Origin of the sequence: Flavisolibacter ginsenosidimutans (assembly GCF_007970805.1) — a bacterium.
Classification (GTDB): domain Bacteria; phylum Bacteroidota; class Bacteroidia; order Chitinophagales; family Chitinophagaceae; genus Flavisolibacter; species Flavisolibacter ginsenosidimutans.
Genome location: NZ_CP042433.1, coordinates 2,640,694 through 2,659,275, shown reverse-complemented (window position 1 = coordinate 2,659,275; position 18,582 = coordinate 2,640,694). Strand labels below are relative to the sequence as shown.

The 18,582-nt window shown below is 47.2% G+C and carries 19 protein-coding genes; 7 read left to right on the top strand and 12 right to left on the bottom strand.

Translation table 11 applies throughout. The features are described 5' to 3' along the window. Nucleotides 1–29: 29 nt before the first annotated feature. From queD to FSB75_RS10805, 5 genes are all read right to left on the bottom strand, one after another. Nucleotides 30–386, bottom strand: coding sequence for a 6-carboxytetrahydropterin synthase QueD (gene queD, locus FSB75_RS10825; RefSeq protein WP_146786920.1), 357 nt, complete (start codon nt 384–386; stop codon nt 30–32). A gap of 43 nt (nt 387–429) precedes the next feature. Beyond that, the gene (ispE, locus tag FSB75_RS10820) at nt 430–1,248 is read right to left on the bottom strand and encodes a 4-(cytidine 5'-diphospho)-2-C-methyl-D-erythritol kinase (protein WP_146786917.1); all 819 of its coding nucleotides are present in this window, start codon (nt 1,246–1,248) and stop codon (nt 430–432) included. Nucleotides 1,249–1,399: 151 nt separating this feature from the next. Next, a complete protein-coding gene (locus tag FSB75_RS10815; protein ID WP_146786914.1) occupies nt 1,400–2,005 on the bottom strand; it encodes a bifunctional nuclease family protein in 606 nt (201 codons plus the stop codon). 159 nt (nt 2,006–2,164) lie between these two features. Beyond that, complete coding sequence (locus FSB75_RS10810; protein ID WP_146786911.1) at nt 2,165–3,127, bottom strand: electron transfer flavoprotein subunit alpha/FixB family protein; 963 nt, start codon at nt 3,125–3,127, stop codon at nt 2,165–2,167. A 197-nt stretch (nt 3,128–3,324) separates the two neighbouring features. Continuing rightward, nucleotides 3,325–4,062 carry an electron transfer flavoprotein subunit beta/FixA family protein gene (locus FSB75_RS10805; protein WP_146786908.1) on the bottom strand — a complete coding sequence of 246 codons (738 nt, stop codon included), beginning with the start codon at nt 4,060–4,062 and terminating at the stop codon, nt 3,325–3,327. A gap of 86 nt (nt 4,063–4,148) precedes the next feature. Between FSB75_RS10805 and FSB75_RS10800 the strand changes: the two genes are divergently transcribed. Beyond that, the gene (locus FSB75_RS10800) at nt 4,149–4,463 is read left to right on the top strand and encodes a tetratricopeptide repeat protein (protein WP_146786905.1); all 315 of its coding nucleotides are present in this window, start codon (nt 4,149–4,151) and stop codon (nt 4,461–4,463) included. Between the two features lie 15 nt (nt 4,464–4,478). Beyond that, the gene (gene tilS / locus FSB75_RS10795; protein ID WP_146786902.1) at nt 4,479–5,807 is read left to right on the top strand and encodes a tRNA lysidine(34) synthetase TilS; all 1,329 of its coding nucleotides are present in this window, start codon (nt 4,479–4,481) and stop codon (nt 5,805–5,807) included. Here tilS and FSB75_RS10790 read toward each other — a convergent pair. Next, nucleotides 5,788–6,444, bottom strand: a complete 657-nt coding sequence (locus FSB75_RS10790) for a rhomboid family intramembrane serine protease (RefSeq protein ID WP_146786897.1) — start codon at nt 6,442–6,444, stop codon at nt 5,788–5,790. The two genes, tilS and FSB75_RS10790, sit on opposite strands and share 20 nt — an antisense overlap. A 41-nt stretch (nt 6,445–6,485) precedes the next feature. After that, the gene (locus FSB75_RS10785; protein WP_227990558.1) at nt 6,486–7,085 is read right to left on the bottom strand and encodes a 23S rRNA (pseudouridine(1915)-N(3))-methyltransferase RlmH; all 600 of its coding nucleotides are present in this window, start codon (nt 7,083–7,085) and stop codon (nt 6,486–6,488) included. Between the two features lie 30 nt (nt 7,086–7,115). Between FSB75_RS10785 and FSB75_RS10780 the strand changes: the two genes are divergently transcribed. The 4 genes from FSB75_RS10780 to FSB75_RS10765 all read left to right on the top strand — a co-directional run bounded on the left by FSB75_RS10780 (nt 7,116) and on the right by FSB75_RS10765 (nt 10,662). Continuing rightward, nucleotides 7,116–7,961, top strand: a complete 846-nt coding sequence (locus FSB75_RS10780) for a hypothetical protein (RefSeq protein ID WP_146786894.1) — start codon at nt 7,116–7,118, stop codon at nt 7,959–7,961. A 194-nt stretch (nt 7,962–8,155) separates the two neighbouring features. After that, nucleotides 8,156–8,995: a hypothetical protein gene (locus tag FSB75_RS10775; RefSeq protein ID WP_146786890.1), complete on the top strand. Its 840-nt coding sequence runs from the start codon at nt 8,156–8,158 to the stop codon at nt 8,993–8,995. Beyond that, nucleotides 8,995–9,786, top strand: a complete 792-nt coding sequence (locus FSB75_RS10770; protein WP_146786887.1) for a TssN family type VI secretion system protein — start codon at nt 8,995–8,997, stop codon at nt 9,784–9,786. The genes FSB75_RS10775 and FSB75_RS10770 overlap by 1 nt, the downstream gene beginning before the upstream one ends. Before the next feature lie 12 nt (nt 9,787–9,798). Then, nucleotides 9,799–10,662 carry a hypothetical protein gene (locus tag FSB75_RS10765; RefSeq protein ID WP_146786884.1) on the top strand — a complete coding sequence of 288 codons (864 nt, stop codon included), beginning with the start codon at nt 9,799–9,801 and terminating at the stop codon, nt 10,660–10,662. Nucleotides 10,663–10,709: 47 nt separating this feature from the next. Here FSB75_RS10765 and FSB75_RS10760 read toward each other — a convergent pair whose 3' ends face one another. Continuing rightward, a complete protein-coding gene (locus FSB75_RS10760; protein WP_146786881.1) occupies nt 10,710–10,952 on the bottom strand; it encodes a hypothetical protein in 243 nt (80 codons plus the stop codon). Between the two features lie 150 nt (nt 10,953–11,102). On the opposite strand from FSB75_RS10760, the gene FSB75_RS10755 reads away from it, so the two are divergent. Beyond that, a complete protein-coding gene (locus tag FSB75_RS10755; RefSeq protein ID WP_227990557.1) occupies nt 11,103–11,762 on the top strand; it encodes an NUDIX hydrolase N-terminal domain-containing protein in 660 nt (219 codons plus the stop codon). Nucleotides 11,763–11,905: 143 nt separating this feature from the next. On the opposite strand, the gene FSB75_RS10750 is transcribed toward FSB75_RS10755, so the two are convergent. From FSB75_RS10750 to FSB75_RS10735, 4 genes are all read right to left on the bottom strand, one after another. Next, a complete protein-coding gene (locus FSB75_RS10750; protein ID WP_146786878.1) occupies nt 11,906–12,538 on the bottom strand; it encodes a hypothetical protein in 633 nt (210 codons plus the stop codon). A 178-nt stretch (nt 12,539–12,716) separates the two neighbouring features. Further along, on the bottom strand, nt 12,717–15,311 hold the full coding sequence (locus tag FSB75_RS10745; protein WP_146786876.1) for a glycoside hydrolase family 3 C-terminal domain-containing protein: 2,595 nt from the start codon (nt 15,309–15,311) through the stop codon (nt 12,717–12,719). 76 nt (nt 15,312–15,387) lie between these two features. Further along, nucleotides 15,388–17,778 carry an endo-1,4-beta-xylanase gene (locus tag FSB75_RS22045; protein ID WP_227990556.1) on the bottom strand — a complete coding sequence of 797 codons (2,391 nt, stop codon included), beginning with the start codon at nt 17,776–17,778 and terminating at the stop codon, nt 15,388–15,390. Continuing rightward, nucleotides 17,765–18,577 carry a polysaccharide deacetylase family protein gene (locus FSB75_RS10735; RefSeq protein WP_146786873.1) on the bottom strand — a complete coding sequence of 271 codons (813 nt, stop codon included), beginning with the start codon at nt 18,575–18,577 and terminating at the stop codon, nt 17,765–17,767. Before FSB75_RS10735 ends, FSB75_RS22045 begins: the two co-directional genes overlap by 14 nt. Nucleotides 18,578–18,582 lie beyond the last annotated feature (5 nt).

The window sequence follows — 18,582 nt, the reverse complement described above, 5'->3', positions numbered from 1 at the left end:
TTCCGACCTCTGACCTCCGACCTCGCCTCTTATTCTCCGTTATAGATCACGCCTGTCGTGGGCGTTTCGTACAATTCTATTTTGCTAAGATTGGAAAGAAGCGGTTTAATGTTGTCCCAAATCCAAACCGTAATGTTTTCAGCGGTGGGATTTTCCAATCCTTTGATGTCGTTAATGAGTTTGTGATCGAGTTGATCTATCAACGGGTTGATGATGTCTTTGAGTTCTTTAAAATCCATGATCCAGCCGAGGTGCGGATGGCGTTCGCCTTTTACAAATACACGCAATCGGTACGTGTGACCGTGCATATTTTTACACTTGTGGCCCTCGGGCACATGCGGAAGAAAATGCGCTGAGTCGAAAGAGAAGTCCTTGTAAATTTCCATCAGGCGGCAAAGGTACGCTGCTGCAAAAGAAGAGGAAGTAAGGCTAAAGAATTTTCACAAAATAGTCTTTTGAGAAATTAAGCTCTAGGGCCCTGTCTTTTAAAAAGATGCCAAACACAGTAGAACCGCTTCCCGTCATTGAAGCATAAACGGCACCGCCATTGTAAAGTGTTTCTTTGCATTGTTTGATTTGCGGATGCTGCGCAAACACGGCTTCTTCAAAATCGTTTTTCAGACTTGTTTTCCATTCTTCAACCGGCAACGAAATAAGTTCTTTCAAGGACCTTCTGTCAGCGCTGGGTTTGATTTGTGAAAACGCCCATCCCGTATTGACGTGAATCTGTGGGTTGACAAGCACAAATTTGTACGCAGATAAATCAACCGTTATGGCCTCTAACTTTTCTCCGCGGCCGGTTGCATAACAAGGCATGTTGCGAATGAAAAACGGACAATCACTACCTAGTTGCAGCGCATAATGAATCAGTGCTTTTTCGTCAAGACCGAGGTTGAATTTTTTATTCAAAAGCATCAACGTAAATGAACCATCGGCACTGCCGCCGCCAAGGCCTGCGCCCGTCGGAATGGTTTTGTGCAAGTGCATTTTTATAGGGGGCAATTGCGAAAAATCTTTTTTTAGAAGGTGATAAGCTTTCACGCAAATATTGTCCGAAAGGTTTCCTTCAACTATTAATCCTGAAGAACTGAATTCAACATCGGTTATTGGCTGCGGATGTTGAATGACTTCAACCGCATCCTGCAAGGGAATTGGATAAAATACCGTTTCCAAATCGTGAAAGCCGTCTTCGCGTTTGCGAAGAATGTGCAGGCCAAGGTTGATTTTGCAATTGGGAAAAACGATCAAGGGTTTATGGTTTGTCGTTGGTGGTTTGTAGTTATCGTGCTATGCGGGGTTGGCTTATTATTTTCTCTTGTTGAATAAAGAAAGTAAACGATAGTGAAGTCTTTGCTTTCGTCTCGCAAACCACAAACAACAAACCGCCAATTACAAACGATTACCTGGCTTTGTTCCGGCTGTTGATCTCGTCGCGGATGGCGATGGCACGTATGTAATCTTCCTGCTCCAGCACTTCGTTGAGCAGTGTGTTTAAATCTTCCAGCGACATGGTTTTGAGGTCGTCCTTGCCGCCGCGCTGTTCTTCGTGCTGTGTAATGGTAGAGGTGCGGCCCTTTTTGCCTTTGCCGCCGGTGTCTTCCATTAAAATGCCGGCGCTTTCCAAAATGTGTTCGTAGGTATAAACCGGGCAACCGAAGCGAACCGCAAGCGCCAGCGCATCGGAGGTTCGGCTGTCAATTTCAATGGTATCGTGGTCGGAGGAGCAAATGAGCTTGGAGTAAAAAATGCCTTCCTGCAAATCGGAGATGATGATTTCGTGAAGCTCGATGTTGAAAGCCGTCATGAAGTTTTTCATCAGGTCGTGGGTAAGCGGGCGGCTGGGCTGCATTTTTTCCAGCGCCACCGCAATGGCCTGCGCTTCAAAGCCGCCGATGACGATGGGCAATCGGCGTAGTCCGTTCACTTCGCCCAGTACCACGGCATACGAATGCGTTTGCGTAATGCTGTGGGAAAGGGCCACAATTTCCAGTTCTATTTTTTTCATATCAGGCTCTTACTCTGTGTCAAAATTGCGCCAAAATTAAGCAGGAATCATTTATGACAGCAAATTGTATGCTGTTGCTTTTCCGCAAGTCATAACCCTGAATTTCGAAAACAAAAAGCGGAACGATGCATTCATTCCGCTTTTGAAAAAAGTTCTTGCTTAGTGACCTTTTATTTTCTTCACTGCTTCGGTAATTTTCGGCACCACTTCAAATGCATCACCCACAATGCCGTAATCGGCAGCTTTGAAAAACGGCGCTTCAGGATCTTTGTTGATGACCACTATCGTCTTGCTGCGGTTAACGCCGGCCAAGTGCTGAATGGCGCCGCTAATGCCGATGGCGATGTAAAGATTGGGCGCAATGGCAATGCCGGTTTGGCCAACGTGCTCGTTGTGCGGACGCCAATGCGCATCGGCAACGGGACGGCTGCACGCAAGCGCAGCGCCCAGTTCGTCAGCCAGGTCTTCCACCATCTTCCAGTTCTCTGGGCCTTTCAAACCGCGGCCAGCACTTACCACCACATCGGCTTCGGTCAGCGAAACCTTGCCGCTTGTTTTTGTTGAGCCGACAATTTTTGTTTTCGGTGCATCAACGGTTGCGTTGAAAGGAACCACTTCGGCTGTGCCTTCGCTTGTGGAAATGGTGAAGGCGTTTACGTTCAGCGAGACCACTTTCACGTCGGTTTTAATGGCAACGTTGGCAACAGCTTTACCGGAGAAAACGGCCTTGCGCACCACAAAGCCATTGCTGATGTCGGGTAGTGCCGTAGCGCCGGCAACTAATCCCGCCTTTAAACGAACGGCCACACGCGGCGCTAAAGCCTTGCCGCTGGAGTTGTTGGAGAATACAATCACTTTCGCGCCTGATTGCTCGGCTACTTGCGCAATGACTTTCGTATAAACCTGTGAGTCGAATGTGTTCAACGCATCGCTTTGCACATGATGTACCTTTTTAACGCCGTGTTGTCCGAGTGCGGCCAAATCTTCACTTACGTTCCCGAGCACAACGGCTTCGGCGGTGTCGCCGGTTTGTTCGGCTATTTTGGCGCCGTAAGTCAGGGCTTCGTGCGAGGCTTTTTTTATGTGCCCGTGGAGGTGATCAACAAAAATTAAAACGCTCATAAATCAATTTGATAATTTGACAATTCGACAATGTGACCATGAAACCACCTGTCGTTGTTTGTTGAATAGACTTACCGAACGTACAAGAGTGCGACGCAACGAAAGCTGTATAGTAGCACTGTTGTTGGTTACAAAAATCTATGTGTGTTGTAAAAGAACTTCATTGGCTAATTGGCATATTGCCTGATTGCCGAATTTTAGATGGCTCTCGCTTCTTCGTGCAGCAGGCGAACGAGTTCGTCAACGTTGTCGGGAGACACAAGCTTGACGCCGGCCTTAGCGGGTGGTAATTGGAAGGATGTGTATTGCGTCATCGCTTCGATGTTCGCAGGCTCCACAACTTTCAGCGGTTTTGTTCGCGCAGCCATAATGCCGCGCATGTTGGGAATGCGGGCTTCGGCCATTCCTTTCTGGCAACTAATGACAACTGGCAATGCAACTTCAATCGTTTCTTCGCCGCCTTCAATTTCGCGTTTTACCGTTGCCGTTGTGCCGGCAATTTGCAAGTTTGTAGCGTTGGCGATGTAAGGCAGGTCAAGCAACTCGGCCAACATGCCGCCGACCGCGCCGCCGTTGTAATCAATGGTTTCTTTGCCCAGTAAAACGAGGTCATAGCCTTTGGCGATTGCGGCCAGTTGCGCGGCTACAAAATAACTTTCGGTGGGCTCGGCGTTGACGCGGTGAGCTTCGTCGCCGCCAAGCGCCAAGGCTTTGCGAATGATTGGCTCTGCGTCGGCGCCGCCAACGGTGGCAAGATGAATGGTTGTGGAAGCATCGGCTTCTTTTAACTCAATGGCGCGAACCAGTGCGTACCATTCGTCGTAAGGATTGATGATCCACTGCACGCCGGCTTCGGCAAACTTCGTGTTGTTGTCGGTGAAGGCTATTTTTGCCGTCGTATCGGGGGTTTTGCTGATGCAAACCAAAATCTTCATACCGCGAATTTAGGGGTAAATTAATTAGTTGCTTATGCAACTAAGTTTGTTGTTTGCAAATATAAGTGCGGGAAACCGGAATCAAAATGACGGAACGAATTCAAAAATTAAAAGAGTTATTGGCGCAAAATACGGCGGACGCTTTTTTGCAGCACGCATTGGCGCTCGAGTACGTAAAACTTGGCGATGATGCTGCGGCGAAGGCCTTGTTCGAAACGCTTTTGGCAACGAATGAAAATTATGTTGGCTCATACTATCATTTGGCGAAGTTGCTGGAACGAAACGGCAAACGTGATGAAGCCGTTGCGGTTTACGAAAAAGGAATGAGGGTGGCAAAAGCGGCAAACGACAATCATGCGTATAACGAGTTGCAGGCAGCGCACGAAGATTTGATTTATTAACTCCAATACTTTCTCTTGCTCGAAACCTTTATCCGTGTTTTCAAGAAAAAAAATCTTTCGCTTGCGAAGGATAAATTTTTGCTTGCCGTTAGCGGCGGTATAGATTCTGTTGTGCTTTGCGAATTAAGCAAACAGGCCGGATTGAACTTTGCCATTGCGCATTGCAATTTTGGATTGAGAGGAGAGGAGAGCAACCGCGACGAAGCCTTTGTAAAAAGTCTTGCAGAAAAATATTCGGTTGATGTTTTTGTACAAAACTTTGACACGGTTTCTTATGCAAGTGAAAGAAAGTTGTCTGTTCAGGAAGCGGCAAGAGAACTGCGTTACAACTGGTTTGAAGAGTTGCGAAATGAAGGCGGTTTTGCTTATACCTTGCTTGCACATCATGCCGATGACAACATTGAAACATTGCTGATGAATTTTTTTCGCGGAACAGGATTGGAAGGCTTAACCGGTATGCCCAAAGAAAAAAAAGAAGCGCATTGCCTGCGGCCGATGTTGCAAATGCGACGAAAAGAAATCGAAGCTTTTGCCAAGGAAAATAATTTATCATGGGTGGAAGATTCGTCCAACGCTTCCAACAAATACACCCGCAATTTTTTCCGCAACGAACTGCTTCCGCAACTGCGAAGCGTCTTTCCGCAAGTAGATGAAAATTTGTTGAACAACATTCAGCGCTTTCAACAAACGAATCTTCTTTACAAAGAATTGATGGCTGACTTGAAAAAGAAAGTTTGCGAGGTGAGAGGAGAAGAAATTCACATTCCGGTGCTGAAGCTGATGAAGTACAAAGACACCTCGCTCATTTACGAAATCATCAAAGATTTTGGCTTCAGTGAAACCGCTGTTGACGAAGTGCTGAAACTTACCAAGGCCGAATCGGGAAAATACATTGCCAACAAAGAGTACCGCATCATTCGTCACCGCGCCTGGTTCATCATTGCACCCACAAACACTGCAGCGCAAATCATCGTCATTGAAAAAGAAGACAGTCTTGCTCGTTTCGGCAACGGTCAATTGAAACTAAAGTTCATCTCTCGTGAAAAATTTTCGCTTGACACTTCACCCCTCGTTGCACAACTTGACGCAAAAGAAATTGCTTTCCCGCTTGTGCTGCGCAAATGGAAAGCCGGAGATTATTTCTACCCCTTGGGCATGAAGAAAAAAAAGAAGCTGGCCCGCTTCTTCATTGATCAGAAACTTTCCAAAACCGAAAAGGAAAAAGTTTGGGTGCTTGAATCGCACAAGCGCATTGTATGGATCGTTGGCCACCGCATTGACGACCGTTTTAAGCTTACCGACAGCACAAAAGAAGTTTTGCAAATCAGTGTGTCCAGCCTTTAAGTTTCATGTAAAATTTGATGTGCTCAATGGCGGCTTCGATAGCGTTGTAGCCCACCAGCCGCGAAACAAAAATGACAAACACCAATCCGTAAATGGAGCCCCAAATGTGCGCCGAGTGATTGATGTTGTCGCGGCCGCGACGATCAAGATAAAAGGAGACGAGCAAATAGAGCGGCGCAAAAATGAAACCCGGAATGGGAATGGGAACGAAGAAAAGATAGACTTCGGTTCCAGGCGATAACATCAGGCCCGCAAAAATAACGGCACTCACGGCCCCCGATGCGCCGAGGCTGCGGTACTGATAACTGTCTTTATTTCGAAAGTATGTGGGCAGCAAAGACACGAGCAGCGCCGACACGTACATGCCCAAATAAATGTAACGGCCCGTATCGCCAAACAATTCTACAAAGGCATCTTCCACCGAACGCCCAAAAAGATAAAGTGCCAGCATGTTGAAAATAAGATGCCCGTAATCGGCGTGTATCAGCCCCGAACTGAAAAAGCGGTACCACTGTCCGCGGCGGCTAACGGCAGGCGGATAAAAAATTAAATCGTCAATGATTTTTTGACTGCTAAAGCCGCTGATGGAAACAAGCGCGGTGATGATGACGAGAATAATGGTGATGGAAAGTTGCATGAATTTCGAATGACTGATTTCTGATTGCCGATTGCTAATCGCTAACCGTGATGATATTTTTCGTTTTGCAAAATAGTGCAGGCCCGGTAAACTTGTTCGGCTAAAATCAAGCGCACCAGTTGATGCGGAAACGTAAGCTTCGAAAGCGACCATTGCTGCTTTGCCGCTTTCAAAACTTTTTCGTCAAGACCGTAAGCACCGCCGATTAAAAACACAAGGTTTTTCGTGCTTTCGTTCGCCCGCTGCTGAATAAACTTTGCCAAGTCTTCTGATGTAAAATCTTTTCCTCTTTCATCAAGCGCTACCAAGTAGTCGCCTTCTTTCAACAAGTTTAAAACGAGTTCTGCTTCACGGATTTTTAAATCCGTTTCCGATAAGTTGGCGGCGTTTTTCGGCGGTGCAATGATGTTCCATTGCACGGTAAAATATTTTGAAAGACGTTTGGTAAATTCTTCGATGCCTTCCTTCGCGTAAGCTTCGTGTACTTTTCCAATGGACCAGAAAGAAATTTTCATGATGATGTTTAAGCCTTCGCTCCGCATCGCAGAAACGGCTGTTTGCAATACTACTCTTTTTTGCACAAGCCTTTTCACGCACAACATCAGTTGAACTGCTTTGTTTCCTTTGATAATTTCTTGCACAAATCCTGCGCTTTTGTATTTTTCGTTTTTATGAGAATTGCAAAGCCGGTCATTTTTTGCCTGACCTTATTCTGCACCTTTTTTTCTTCATGCGGCACGTCCGAAAAAGACCTGGCAAAATCACTTGCGGGCAACTGGCTGATTCTTTATCCCGATCACCGGTTAACTACCGCGCATCAACGCGAAGTGTACGCAAAATACCAGGATTCAATTCTTGCGCTTTACGGACTTAAACTGATAACGCTTGACGCAAACGGTTCTTTCAAAGAAATTGACAGCCTGGAAAAGCCGCCGGGCAAATGGATGATTTCGCAAGACAGTTTGTTGAAGATCCGTGAAGCGGGTAAAGGCTTCAATCCCTTCAACACGGCTTTGACAAACTTGAAGGACAGCGAATTGCTTTTAACGCAATACCTGCCGCTTCAGAACGAAAAAATCAAAGTTGTCTGGCACTTGAAAAGGCTTGAAGAAGACAGCCTCGTTGCAAAATTGTTTTCAAGCGAAGCCAATGCCTGGCGAAAAATACCTTTATCACTGCAATCAATCATAGCAATAAAAAAACGCCTTGCGGCCATGCTGAATTATTACGCCGATTATTTTGATCTCGTTGGAAAATCGTCGGCCTATTTTGCACCGGGACGGGTGCCTTTGCCTTTTCGTTATTATCAACACGGCATGGGTTTAAAAACTGAAATGCCCGTTGCCTTTGTCAATCTTTTTTACAACGAAGCCGAAGCGGCAACGGCGTACAATTTGTTAGCACAAGCCCTGAATCTTTACAAAGATGACTTTAGCTGGGGCGAAAATCTTGTGCAGGAATACAGCGCCTTTTTTAGAAAACTTGCCGGCTGGATGAGTCGCGATTATTCGCGGTAACGCAGCGCGGGAAATTTTTATTATTTTCAGTTAGGACTGCAATTAATGAGAGCTTGTTATCTTGCGTTGCGTGCCTGCTTTTGAACGTTCCAAAGCCACGATCCAACCTTCTTTGCAAAGCCATTTAATTTATGCCTGAAAAGCGCTAATCCATTACCTCGCGAAAAAACCTTGCTAAACAATAAAAACCTGAAATGAAGCGGTTCCTGTTTTTTCTTTTCCTGCCCTTTGCCTGCGCCGCGCAGGGCGTTAAACTCGCGCAGTACGATGTCTTTCTCAAAAAGCAGCGCATTGAGATGGAACCCTTGACGCTTCTTTCTTCTCCGTCTAAATTAACCCTTACGTTTTCTTCGCTTGCGCCGGACCTTTTTGTTGAACTAAAAGGAGCGGGTTGGGGCGCTACCACTGTTGATGAAGGCAACGAACTCCTCTTTCTTTTTGCAAACGACAGTTCGGTAAGTGTTGTCTCAACCGGATTGCAAACCTTTGAGCCTGGCGTGCCGCAAAGCACGTACAAGCACCGCTATCGCATTACCGAAGCGGCCTTGCAAGCCCTTACCCGCAACGAATTACTGGGCCTTCGCAAGTTCAGTTTTAAAGAATCATCGGAGGTGCGCATCCCGAAAGAATACGCCGGCAAATTGCAAAAGGCAAGTGCTCTTTTTTTGAAAGAATTAAAAAATGAAACGAAGGTGAAGTTCTTGCAACAGATAAACGCTAAAGACGTGGCGGGGCACATTGGCGATTCGGTGCAGTTTTGCAGCAAAACGTACAACTACCGTTACAATGCCGCCTCAAACAAAGGGATTGCGGTGTTGGAATTGCAGGCCGATTTCAGTGAGCCAATTGTGCACGTCATCATCGGGCCCGAAGACCGCCTGAAATTTGGCGACGCGCCGGAAAAAATTTTCCTGAACCAGGATGTTTGCGTAACCGGCGTGTTGGAGTTGCGCGACGATACGCCTTCGGTAGTGGTGCGTAACAAAGAGCAACTGAAATTAAAATCATCCACCCCTGAAACAACGACCCGGTAATGTTGCATCCAAACGAACAAGCAGTTGAACAACCTTATGCCGACGGTACAGAAGAAGAAACGGTGCAAACCGCGAAAGGGAATCTTTTTCTTCCGCTGCTTTTGTTTGTTGCCGGCTTGGCCCTGGGTTGCGCCCCGCTCTTTTACAAAAGCGGTTCGCTTGCGTTGTTACAACTGATTGGCTTTCTTTTGCTGGGTTTTGTTTACGCAATCGCCGTACAGTGGCGGCGCAGTTTTGCAAAGGGTGAAGCCTTCCGTACGGCTTTGTTCTTTGCCTTTGCTCTTTTGGTGATTACCGGCCTTGCATGCTACTTAACAAAGACGTTGAACGTTGCGGACTTGTTTGCTTTTGCGGGTGCTTTTCTTTTGCCCTGCACCGTTGCAGAAGCCTGGCGCCTGTTTCGTTTACTGGCCGTTGCGCCAAAACCCGTTTGGCAATACGACAGTGCAATTCCGGAGGAAGCGCCTTTTGCTTATCTCGAAAAAAAGCCGTTGCGCATTGTGGTGCTGAACGGCGATGAGATACCGGAAGAATATAGCGTTGCCGTGCCTTTGTCGCTGCCGCTTGGCCTCGCTTTTTTCTACGCTGTAAAACAAGACCGGAGCCGCGAAGAATGGCAGCCTTATTTTTTGGATGAAGACGGCCGCTCGTATAGCTGGCAGTTTTATACAAAGAAGCCCGGTTTCTGGAAAACCTATCTTCAGCCGGGAGAAACCATTTCTGAAAACAACATCAGCGCAAGATCGGAGATTGTGGCGGAGCGCTTGCCCATTGCTTACGCAAACGAATAAAATTTCTTTGGTATGATAACACGTGCGGAACAACAAAAAACAAAACTGCGGTTTGCCGTTATTTACACGTTAAGCCTTTTGTTGGCTTTTGTGGTAACGACCGCTTTCTGGCAAAAGCTATCCTCGAAAAATTCGCCCGGCGCAGCTCCGCAAACAGCGGAAACGGAAAAGTATTTCATGCAACTCGACACGGCACTTCACGCAAAAGCAGAAACGCTTGGCACTTTGAGCAAAGCTTACGTAAAAGGCCGGCAGGCGGGAACAGAGCCCGACATGACTTCGCTGCTTGCAGCGAGAAGTGCATTGCGCAGCAGTCTTGACAGCATTGATCAACAAGCGGCGTATTTAAACGAAGGGCCAAAGAAGACGGCCATGAATTTGGCAGTAAGCAATTTTCGAAAAGAACTCGACGAGAAGGAGAACCTGCTGAACGGAATTACGGTATTGCCGAAAGCCGCGTTCAACGCCAATACTTCGCCTTCGAACAGCGCTACGGCCAACAGCGAAGAAGTAGAATCGTTGAAGCGTTTGCTGCAACAAAAAGACGAGACCATTACGGCTTTGCAAAAGGAATCGCAATTGAATCCAACGCCGTCCAGCGGCTCCGGCGATGCGCTTCAAAAAGCGGTGGCCGATAAGGACAAACTTATTGCCTCGCTGCAAACACAACTAAAGCAAAAGGAAGCCGCTTCACAAAACGCAACTACCTCAGGCAAGGCTGCAAGCGGCGGCGAATGGCAGCAGAAATACCAATCGCTGAAAGCGGCTTTTGACAAAGTATCGGCCAGCGAAAAATCGCTGAAAAATTCTTACCAAACCTTGGCCGATGACAACCGGCGGTTGTTGAGTCAATTGCAATCGGCGCGGAAAGGGTGATGTGAACAATCAGCTTTCAGCTGAAAGCTGATTGTTCACCGTCGTTCTCAGTTCATGCACAACATGATCTTTCGTTCAATCAGCGTGGTGCTTTTGCTCACATCAAACAAAGCAGCTTCTTCGTCAAGCGTGATGTAAAACAGGAAGGCTTCGAGCAAGGTGGAAAAAATTTTCTCTTTCTTTTTTTGGTAAACAACTTTAAAGCGGCCGTCGCGGGACTTGTAGCGTTCGGCGCCGTCGGAAAGGCGAAAGAGCAAGGCGTTAGCCGTTGGTTGAAAAATGCGGTTCATAGACATTGGATTTGGATGTTATACGAAGTTAGGCGCATCCCTTATTTGCGCCAAGCGTAGAACAGCGCAAGTTGGCCGTAGAATTACGGTTTGGTGAAAACTTGTTTGCAAGCGGTGTTACGTCGGGAATGAATTCCTGTACTGAAAAGAATGCGTCGCGAAAAATTCGGCGCTTATCTTTCCCGCATGAAGGACAACAGCTTTTTGGAAGACGTCAAGCGGTTAAAAGCAATCGCCGATATCGGCCTTCTTTATGCCAACAACGATTACGACAAAGAACGTTACCTCGAACTGCAGGAGCTCAGCTTTCGTTTGTTGCACAAGCTTAGCGGCCACGATAAAATCATGCTGTCGGAAACCTTTCCGTTGGTAAAAGATTATCCCACTGCGAAGGTTGACACCCGTGCTTTAATTCTTTCCGGGGATAAAAAAATTTTACTGGTAAAGGAGCAAAACGATGGCGGCTGGGCCTTGCCCGGCGGCTGGGCGGAGATTGGCTTTAGTCCTTCCGAAACCATCGTCAAAGAATGCAAGGAAGAAACAGGACTTGATGTGGAGCCGCAAAAATTGCTGGCCGTTTTCGACAAGCGAAAGCACCCGCATCCACCTGAATCGCTTTACGTTTTCAAGCTTGTATTTTATTGCACCGCTTTATCAACAGAATTCTATAAAGGCTTTGACGTGTTGGACATTGGCTATTTTGCGATTGATGATTTGCCGCCGCTGTCGGAGATGCGGATCTTAAAATCGCAGATTGAAATTGTTTATCAGAAGATGATAATGGGTGATGAAAGGGTGTATTTCGATTGAGGAAGAGTTAACGTATTAGCGCTTGCCGATGTACCGGCGTTCAAGTTCCGTCAGCTCCGGTAAGTTATTCAAATGCATAATAGAGAACAAATGTTGAGTGACTATTGTCGGCCGGTATACTGGCAAACGCATGTTGTACGCTGTCAGCTTACTCTTCGTTCTGCAAATTCTTTGGCGATGATGTACGATTGCTTAAAATTTTCATCGTCGGGCCAAATGTCATTGCTGCTGAACAGAAGCAGTTTGTATCCTTTCTCATTGTCTTGAACGGTGTTAACCTTGTATTGCACTCCGTAGCGTTCCAAGATTTCAAAGCAAGTTTCTTTCAATCGAGACGGTACCGCCATTTGGTTCTCACGCAAGGTTTCCATTGTTTCAGGTAAACCGTCATACAACCAATGGAAGTCAACCCAATTACCACAGGCTTTTGCGTGGGCTATGAAAAGTTCTCCCATAATTGACGGTATGTTATCCCCTTTGCTTGTTATAGTGTAGAACACTTCATCGTCCAAATGCCAAAGAGCAGGGTGATCCTCAAATATCTTTAGTTGCGTTCTGGGAATGATACATTGAGGAAAATTCTGCGTGGGACTAAGGTCTGTGCACGTCAACTCCCAGGTTTGAACCGGCGTGCTTTCCTCCTCGTCTATCCAAACTTCTAAAACCATCGTCGTGTCTGGCGTCTCCCAGGGTCGGATTGCAATTTCCTTAACCTTCATGCCACCAGAAGACTTGTAAGGTTCTGTGGAAGTGATGCGTCTTAACTCGTCAAGCATAAGGAAAGTTGAATGATAGCGTACAACACGCTAATATACGCTACTCCTCCTACAACTTTCCGCTGGTTATCAAGCCAAATTTGTATCCGCTGCTTTTGCTGCATAGCGAGCAAAACGCACAAGAGTGCGACGCAAGAGAAGCCCGATAGTAGTGCGAAAGCTTAGTTCAAAATTGCGTTTACAATTGAATAAATCCCTGCACCGTTTTTTTGCTCTTCACCGTTGCGGCATCAGGTTGTGAGCCACCAACGGAAATGATCACCCTGCCACTAAAAAGCTTTGCCTTGCCTTTGTCGTCCAGCAGCGAAAGGTCATCGGTTGTAAGCGCAAACGAAACCGTTTTGCTTTCGCCCTTTTTCAAAAACATTCGCTGAAATCCTTTCAGTGCACGAAGCGGTGCGTTCTTCGCTTGTCCCGAAACATACAACTGTACGACTTCTTCACCGTCTCTGTTCCCGGTATTGGCCACACGAACGCCCACGTTCATTGTTTTTGAAATTTTCGCGGGCAGTTTCAGGTTGTCGTATTGAAAGCTTGTATAACTCAAACCGTAACCAAAGCCGTACAGCGCCTGGCCTTTGAAATAGCGATAGGTTCTGTTGTTCATTGAATAGTCTTTGAAATCGGGAAGGTCGCTGTCGCTTTTATAAAAAGTAACGGGCAAGCGTCCCGAAGGATTGTAATCGCCAAACAACACGTCGGCAATGGCCGTTCCCGCCGACTGTCCGCCGTACCACGCGTTCACAATAGCCGGAACGTTTTCGGCTTCCCAGGGCATGGCAACCGCACTGCCCGTCATCAGCACAAACACCACGGGCTTGCCGGTTTGTTTGAGGGCTTTCAACAATTCTGTTTGCACGGTGGGCAGCATAATGGATGTCCGGTCGCCGCCGTTAAAGCCCGGGTAATCCACCCGCATTTCTTCGCCTTCGAGTTGCGGCGAAATGCCGCCGACAAAGACAATCGCATCGGCATCTTTCACACGGTTGGCCAATGCGGTGAAATCGGTTTTGGCAAATTGTCCGGCCCGCAAATGCACGGCCGCTTTGCCTTCAGCCTGGTAGTATTCAACAACCAAACGATAAACTTTTCCTTTCTCCGTGTTGAGCTTGTAGGTTCGTGCACCCCAGCGGTTGCGTGTCCATGCGTTCAGCACTTCTTTGCTATCAATCAGAAAACGATAGCCGTCATCAGCATCTAATTCAAACGTAATGTCGCCCGTTTCAGTTGCTGTAAAATCCGTCGAATAGCGGGCGGAAAAATTCAACGCCTTTAAGGTGTCAACAACAATCTGCCCTTCCTGCCAATCGTGTTCAACAGAAGGCTCAATCCGTTTGGCGACAGGCTCGCCTTTTAATTCGCGGTTGTTAAAATATTCAGCGGAAAAACCTTTCTGTCCCTGCCAGGAATATTGGTTGCTGATGTTGGCGTATTGCAACAAAGTGTCGTTGGTAAAGTTGACGGCCTTTTCGTAAACAACTTGTGCGCCGCTTCCAAGTTTGTCTTTGATGCCTTGCAAGGCCGTAACAATGGTTGACGGTGTGCCGTTGTAGTTTCCTAAAACAGCAATTGCATTGTCAGCATTTGGTCCGAGCACAACGATCTTTTTAATTGTCTTTTTTAGCGGGAGTGTGCTGTTCTCGTTCTTCAACAAGACAATGGATTGTCTTGCCATCTTTAACGAATGCGCTTTGTGTTCGGCGCTTTCCAAAAAGCTTTCCGGCGTTTGTGCATACTTCACCATTGATGATGGATCGAACATGCCCAAACGAAAGCGGATCGTAAACAAACGCTTCACCGAAACATCAATTTGTTTTTCAGAAATCTTTCCGTCTTTCACTGCTTGCACCAAGGCTTTGTAAGTTCTGTTTCCGCATTCCACATCGGTACCGTGAAAGACTGCATCAGCAGCAGAAGATTCGGCATCGGGATGCGTTTTGTGGCGTTCAAAAAAATCATCAATCGCGCCGCAGTCGGATGTAACGTAGCCGCTAAACTTCCATTGATTGCGCAGAATGTCAATCATCAACTGATCGCTGCCGCAACAAGGCTGTGTTTTAAACGCATTGTACGCACACATCACTCCGGCAACGTTTGCCTTCGTTACAAGTTGCCTGAACGCGGGCAGGTACGTGTTCCATAAATCGTAATCACTTGGTGAGACATTGTCCACATGCCTTGTGGGTTCGGGCCCGCTGTGCACCGCGTAATGCTTGGCGCAAGCCGCCGCTTTTAAATATTTCGGATCATCGCCCTGCAAGCCGCGAACAAAGGCCGCACCCATTGTGCCGGTGAGGAAAGGATCCTCGCCGTAAGTTTCCTGTCCGCGGCCCCAACGCGGGTCGCGAAAGATGTTGATGTTGGGCGTCCAATACGTTAGGCCAACGTAACGCTGCCCGGCTTTTCCTTCGCCGTTTGATTTGTTGAAGATGGCTCGTCCTTCATCAGCCGAATAAGTCGCCATCAATTTAATCGAAGCCGTGTCAAAGGTTGCGGCCATGGCTATGGCTTGCGGGTAAACCGTTACATGATATGGCGTTCGTGCCACGCCGTGCAGCACTTCGTTCCACCAATCATAAGCGGGAATACCGAGGCGCGGAATAGCCGGCGCAGCGTTGAGCATCTGCGCTACTTTTTCTTCGAGTGTTAGCCGCGACACCAAATCATTGACTCGTGCTTCAAACGATAGTGATGTGTTTTGAAACGGATACTGCGTTTGTGCCAAAGAAAATTTTGCAAGAAGAAGTGCAAAGGCAAAAAACATCTTTCTCATAATAAAGCGTATTACTGTTGTACTAAAGGTTCGTTCAAATCCTGTATTCTAATTTCACGTCTTACGTATGGCGTTTTCACCATTTCACGGCATCCCAAAACGCTTTCTTTGGTTTGAGGTCTTTGTCAAAAAGCAAGGGATAATCCTTTCGTCCCTGCACGGGGAAATTATCCAGCCAACTGTCGCGGTCCGAGATGTTCCAGAACGTTACGCCGCTGATTGCGTTTTTGTATTTGCGAAAAAGTTCAAAGCACATTTTGTATTTCTCTTCCTGCGCTTTTTCCCGCGCCGGTGTAAAAGCCGTGTTGGCATCTTCAGGTCTTCGCTCTCTTGCATTGTGCTCTTTAGGATAAACAGAAATGTCCATTTCGGTGATTTGCAACTTCACGCCTAATTCCGAAAAGCGTTTTAAGGTTGAATCGAGTTGTGCTCGCGATGGTTCGTTAACGGCCCAATGCGCCTGCAGGCCAAGACCGCCGATGGGAACGCCGGCGTCTTTCAAACTCTTGACAAGCCGGAAAATTTTTTCGCGTTTGGTTGCGCTGATCTCGTTGTAATCGTTGTAAAATAAAATTGCATTTGGGTCGGCTTCGTGTGTCCATTGAAAGGCTTTGGCAATGTAGTCTTCGCCACAGATTTTCAACCATTGCGAAGGGCGCAAATACTCATCGGACTTGTCGGAAATTACTTCGTTCGCCACGTCCCATGCATAAATTTTTCCCTTGTACCGGCTCACAACGGTTGTGATGTGATCGTGCAAACGTTGCAGCAAAACTTCTTTGCTCACCGTGTTGCCGCTGCTGTCAACAAACATCCATCGCGGCGCCTGGTTGTGCCAGACAAGGTTGTGCCCACGAATGTGCATGTGATTTCGCAAAGCAAAAGCAACGATGCTGTCGGCATCTTTCCAATTGTATTCTTTTTCGGTTGGATGAATGGGACCCATCTTCATTGCGTTCTCCGGTGTGACGCTGTTGAACTGTTGCACGATGAGTTGTGCTTCGTCTGTCTTTAATGCTCTTGGCGAAACGGCAACACCAATGGGGAAGTAATCTTTGTAATAATCTTTCAATCCTTTGATGGAAGCAAGCTGCTTTGTTTCAATCTTGCTTTTCGAATGAATGTATCGGCCTGCCCAATTTAAAAAGGTTGGCCAGTTTGGTCCCGTGGTGTGCCCACCTGCGTGTTGCCGAAAGGCAATCTCGCCGTTTATTAAGGCCGTTTCCTGCGGCGGCATTTCGGTTGTGCCCAAATCTTTCTTGCCCAAAAGTTTATAAACAGGACCGGCATACACGCCTCCTAAAAACATGCCTTTTGCATCCACCCAATTGCCCTCAACTTTTGGCGAACCGGAAGAAATGAACACAGGCCGTGGCGCACACAATGTAACTAACTCATGTGCATCAACGGGCAAATCATCCGGCGTTAACGGACCTGCGTATTTGATAAAATTTCCGCAGAACCAATGGTATTCGCCGGATGATGCAAGGTTCTCAACTTGTTCGCCAAAAACACGACGCAAAATCTTTGCACCGCCTGCGCCTGAAGAACCAATGAAGCCAACGGAAAAACGCGGTTCGTAGGCCATTGCCACCAACGCGGCTTTGCCGTAACGCGAAAGACCTTCAATGCCAACTTGTTTTGCATCTACGGCTTTGTCGGTTTCAAAATAATCCAAGGCTTTGCTTGCGCCCCAGGCCCATGCTTTCAAGGTACCCCAATCATCGGGTTTGCGCGGCTGTCCTTTGTTCACCAAACCAATAATGCCTTGTGTCAGTCCCGCACCGTTATCAGCCTGGTAACTTGTTGGAATAAGAACGGCGTAACCCCAACCTTTGGCCAACACCTGCTCTTGCCACGAAGGCTCGTTGCCGGCCGTGTTAGGCATTCGAAAACCCGGCGGAAACTGAAAGCCGAATTCCATCATTACCGGTACAGGCCCTGTTGCGTTTGCAGGCGTTGTCAACGTGAGTTGAATGTCCACGTTGATTTGCGGATACGATGAATTGTCAACGTGCCCAATCAAACGTTTGGTGATGGCCGGGTAGTTGCCAATTAAATCGTTGTACACACCCGCTACTTCCCATTTTACAACGGGCAAATTCTTCGGTGTGCGACCATAAATTTCCCTGTCAAAATCTTCGACAATTTCCGGACGACGCTCCTTCCACCAGGTTTTTGCATCCGTTACTTTATGTCCGTTCTTTAAGGTTAGCGGGTCGGGCAAACTTGTATAAGGCGAAGCTTTTGCTTCGTCAATGTTAGCAGCGTTCACGGCTTGCGGATTGCCCGAAGGCCCGGGTCTCGTTGACGTGATGTTTAACTGTTGCAACATGCTTTTGTAATCGGCTTGCGTAGCCTTGTTGATGCTGTCTGTGCGCAGACTGTCGGCACGCGTCATGCGGAATTGTGCATGTGTGCTGTTGCAGAGAAAAAGAATAAGAATGAAGCGACTAAATTTTTTCATGCGATGATTTCTGCGGTTGATGGCTTTTGATGTATTTGGCAACGTCGAGCATTGGCGCTACCCAAATGTTTTTTTGATTGTTCTTTAAAAACTGCAAAAGCTGGTGATGTGCCGTGAGCGAAACGTTTAGTGCGTGTTCGCCGCCTACGCCGTGAAAAAGAAAAACAAGCAAGGCGTGTTTTTGCATTGCCTCTTTTGCTAACTCAATTAACTGTTCACCCGATTGTCCGTTAATCATGTAGCAACCGATGTCATACAAGTTTACTCTATCAACCGTAAGCATTTCAGGGCGAACGCCTCTTGCCGCAATGACATCATTCTTTAAATAATCAATGTAAGCCGTGTCGTGTATTTTCTCATCGCCGCAGGGATAGGCGAAGGTTCGCTCGTTCTTGCCGTCAATGGCTTTCAGGATGTTGTTCATTGCCCTTGTTTCGTCCACCATTCGTTTGACAGTATAAAAACGCAAGTCGTACTCTTTTACAAACTCTCGTCCGGCGCGGCCGCCTTCGCAAGCGTGCCACACGGTGTGGTTGGCGAGTTCGTGTCCTTTTATAGCAGCCTTGCGCCAACCGGGTATTTGCGCATTCAATCCGTTGAAATAATCAGAGATATAGAACGTGCCTTTCAAGCCAACGGAGTCAAGGGCGGGAACAACATTGGTGAGATCAACATTCAATCCGTCGTCATAAGTCAAAACAACCGCGCAGGATTTACCGTTCCAACTCGTTTGCGTTTGTGAGCGCACAAGCATGGAAGCAAAAAGAAAAACAGAAAGCGTGGAAGCAATCTTTTTCATGCAAT

Excerpts from the sequence above, each read along its gene's own strand:
- queD (WP_146786920.1), bottom strand. The coding sequence starts at position 386 with ATGGAAATTTACAAGGACTTCTCTTTCGACTCAGCGCATTTTCTTCCG.
- FSB75_RS10815 (WP_146786914.1), bottom strand. The coding sequence starts at position 2,005 with ATGAAAAAAATAGAACTGGAAATTGTGGCCCTTTCCCACAGCATTACG.
- FSB75_RS10810 (WP_146786911.1), bottom strand. The coding sequence starts at position 3,127 with ATGAGCGTTTTAATTTTTGTTGATCACCTCCACGGGCACATAAAAAAA.
- FSB75_RS10805 (WP_146786908.1), bottom strand. The coding sequence starts at position 4,062 with ATGAAGATTTTGGTTTGCATCAGCAAAACCCCCGATACGACGGCAAAA.
- FSB75_RS10800 (WP_146786905.1), top strand. The coding sequence starts at position 4,149 with ATGACGGAACGAATTCAAAAATTAAAAGAGTTATTGGCGCAAAATACG.
- FSB75_RS10790 (WP_146786897.1), bottom strand. The coding sequence starts at position 6,444 with ATGCAACTTTCCATCACCATTATTCTCGTCATCATCACCGCGCTTGTT.
- FSB75_RS10780 (WP_146786894.1), top strand. The coding sequence starts at position 7,116 with ATGAGAATTGCAAAGCCGGTCATTTTTTGCCTGACCTTATTCTGCACC.
- FSB75_RS10775 (WP_146786890.1), top strand. The coding sequence starts at position 8,156 with ATGAAGCGGTTCCTGTTTTTTCTTTTCCTGCCCTTTGCCTGCGCCGCG.
- FSB75_RS10770 (WP_146786887.1), top strand. The coding sequence starts at position 8,995 with ATGTTGCATCCAAACGAACAAGCAGTTGAACAACCTTATGCCGACGGT.
- FSB75_RS10765 (WP_146786884.1), top strand. The coding sequence starts at position 9,799 with ATGATAACACGTGCGGAACAACAAAAAACAAAACTGCGGTTTGCCGTT.
- FSB75_RS10760 (WP_146786881.1), bottom strand. The coding sequence starts at position 10,952 with ATGAACCGCATTTTTCAACCAACGGCTAACGCCTTGCTCTTTCGCCTT.
- FSB75_RS10755 (WP_227990557.1), top strand. The coding sequence starts at position 11,103 with ATGCGTCGCGAAAAATTCGGCGCTTATCTTTCCCGCATGAAGGACAAC.
- FSB75_RS10750 (WP_146786878.1), bottom strand. The coding sequence starts at position 12,538 with ATGCTTGACGAGTTAAGACGCATCACTTCCACAGAACCTTACAAGTCT.
- FSB75_RS10745 (WP_146786876.1), bottom strand. The coding sequence starts at position 15,311 with ATGAGAAAGATGTTTTTTGCCTTTGCACTTCTTCTTGCAAAATTTTCT.
- FSB75_RS22045 (WP_227990556.1), bottom strand. The coding sequence starts at position 17,778 with ATGAAAAAATTTAGTCGCTTCATTCTTATTCTTTTTCTCTGCAACAGC.
- FSB75_RS10735 (WP_146786873.1), bottom strand. The coding sequence starts at position 18,577 with ATGAAAAAGATTGCTTCCACGCTTTCTGTTTTTCTTTTTGCTTCCATG.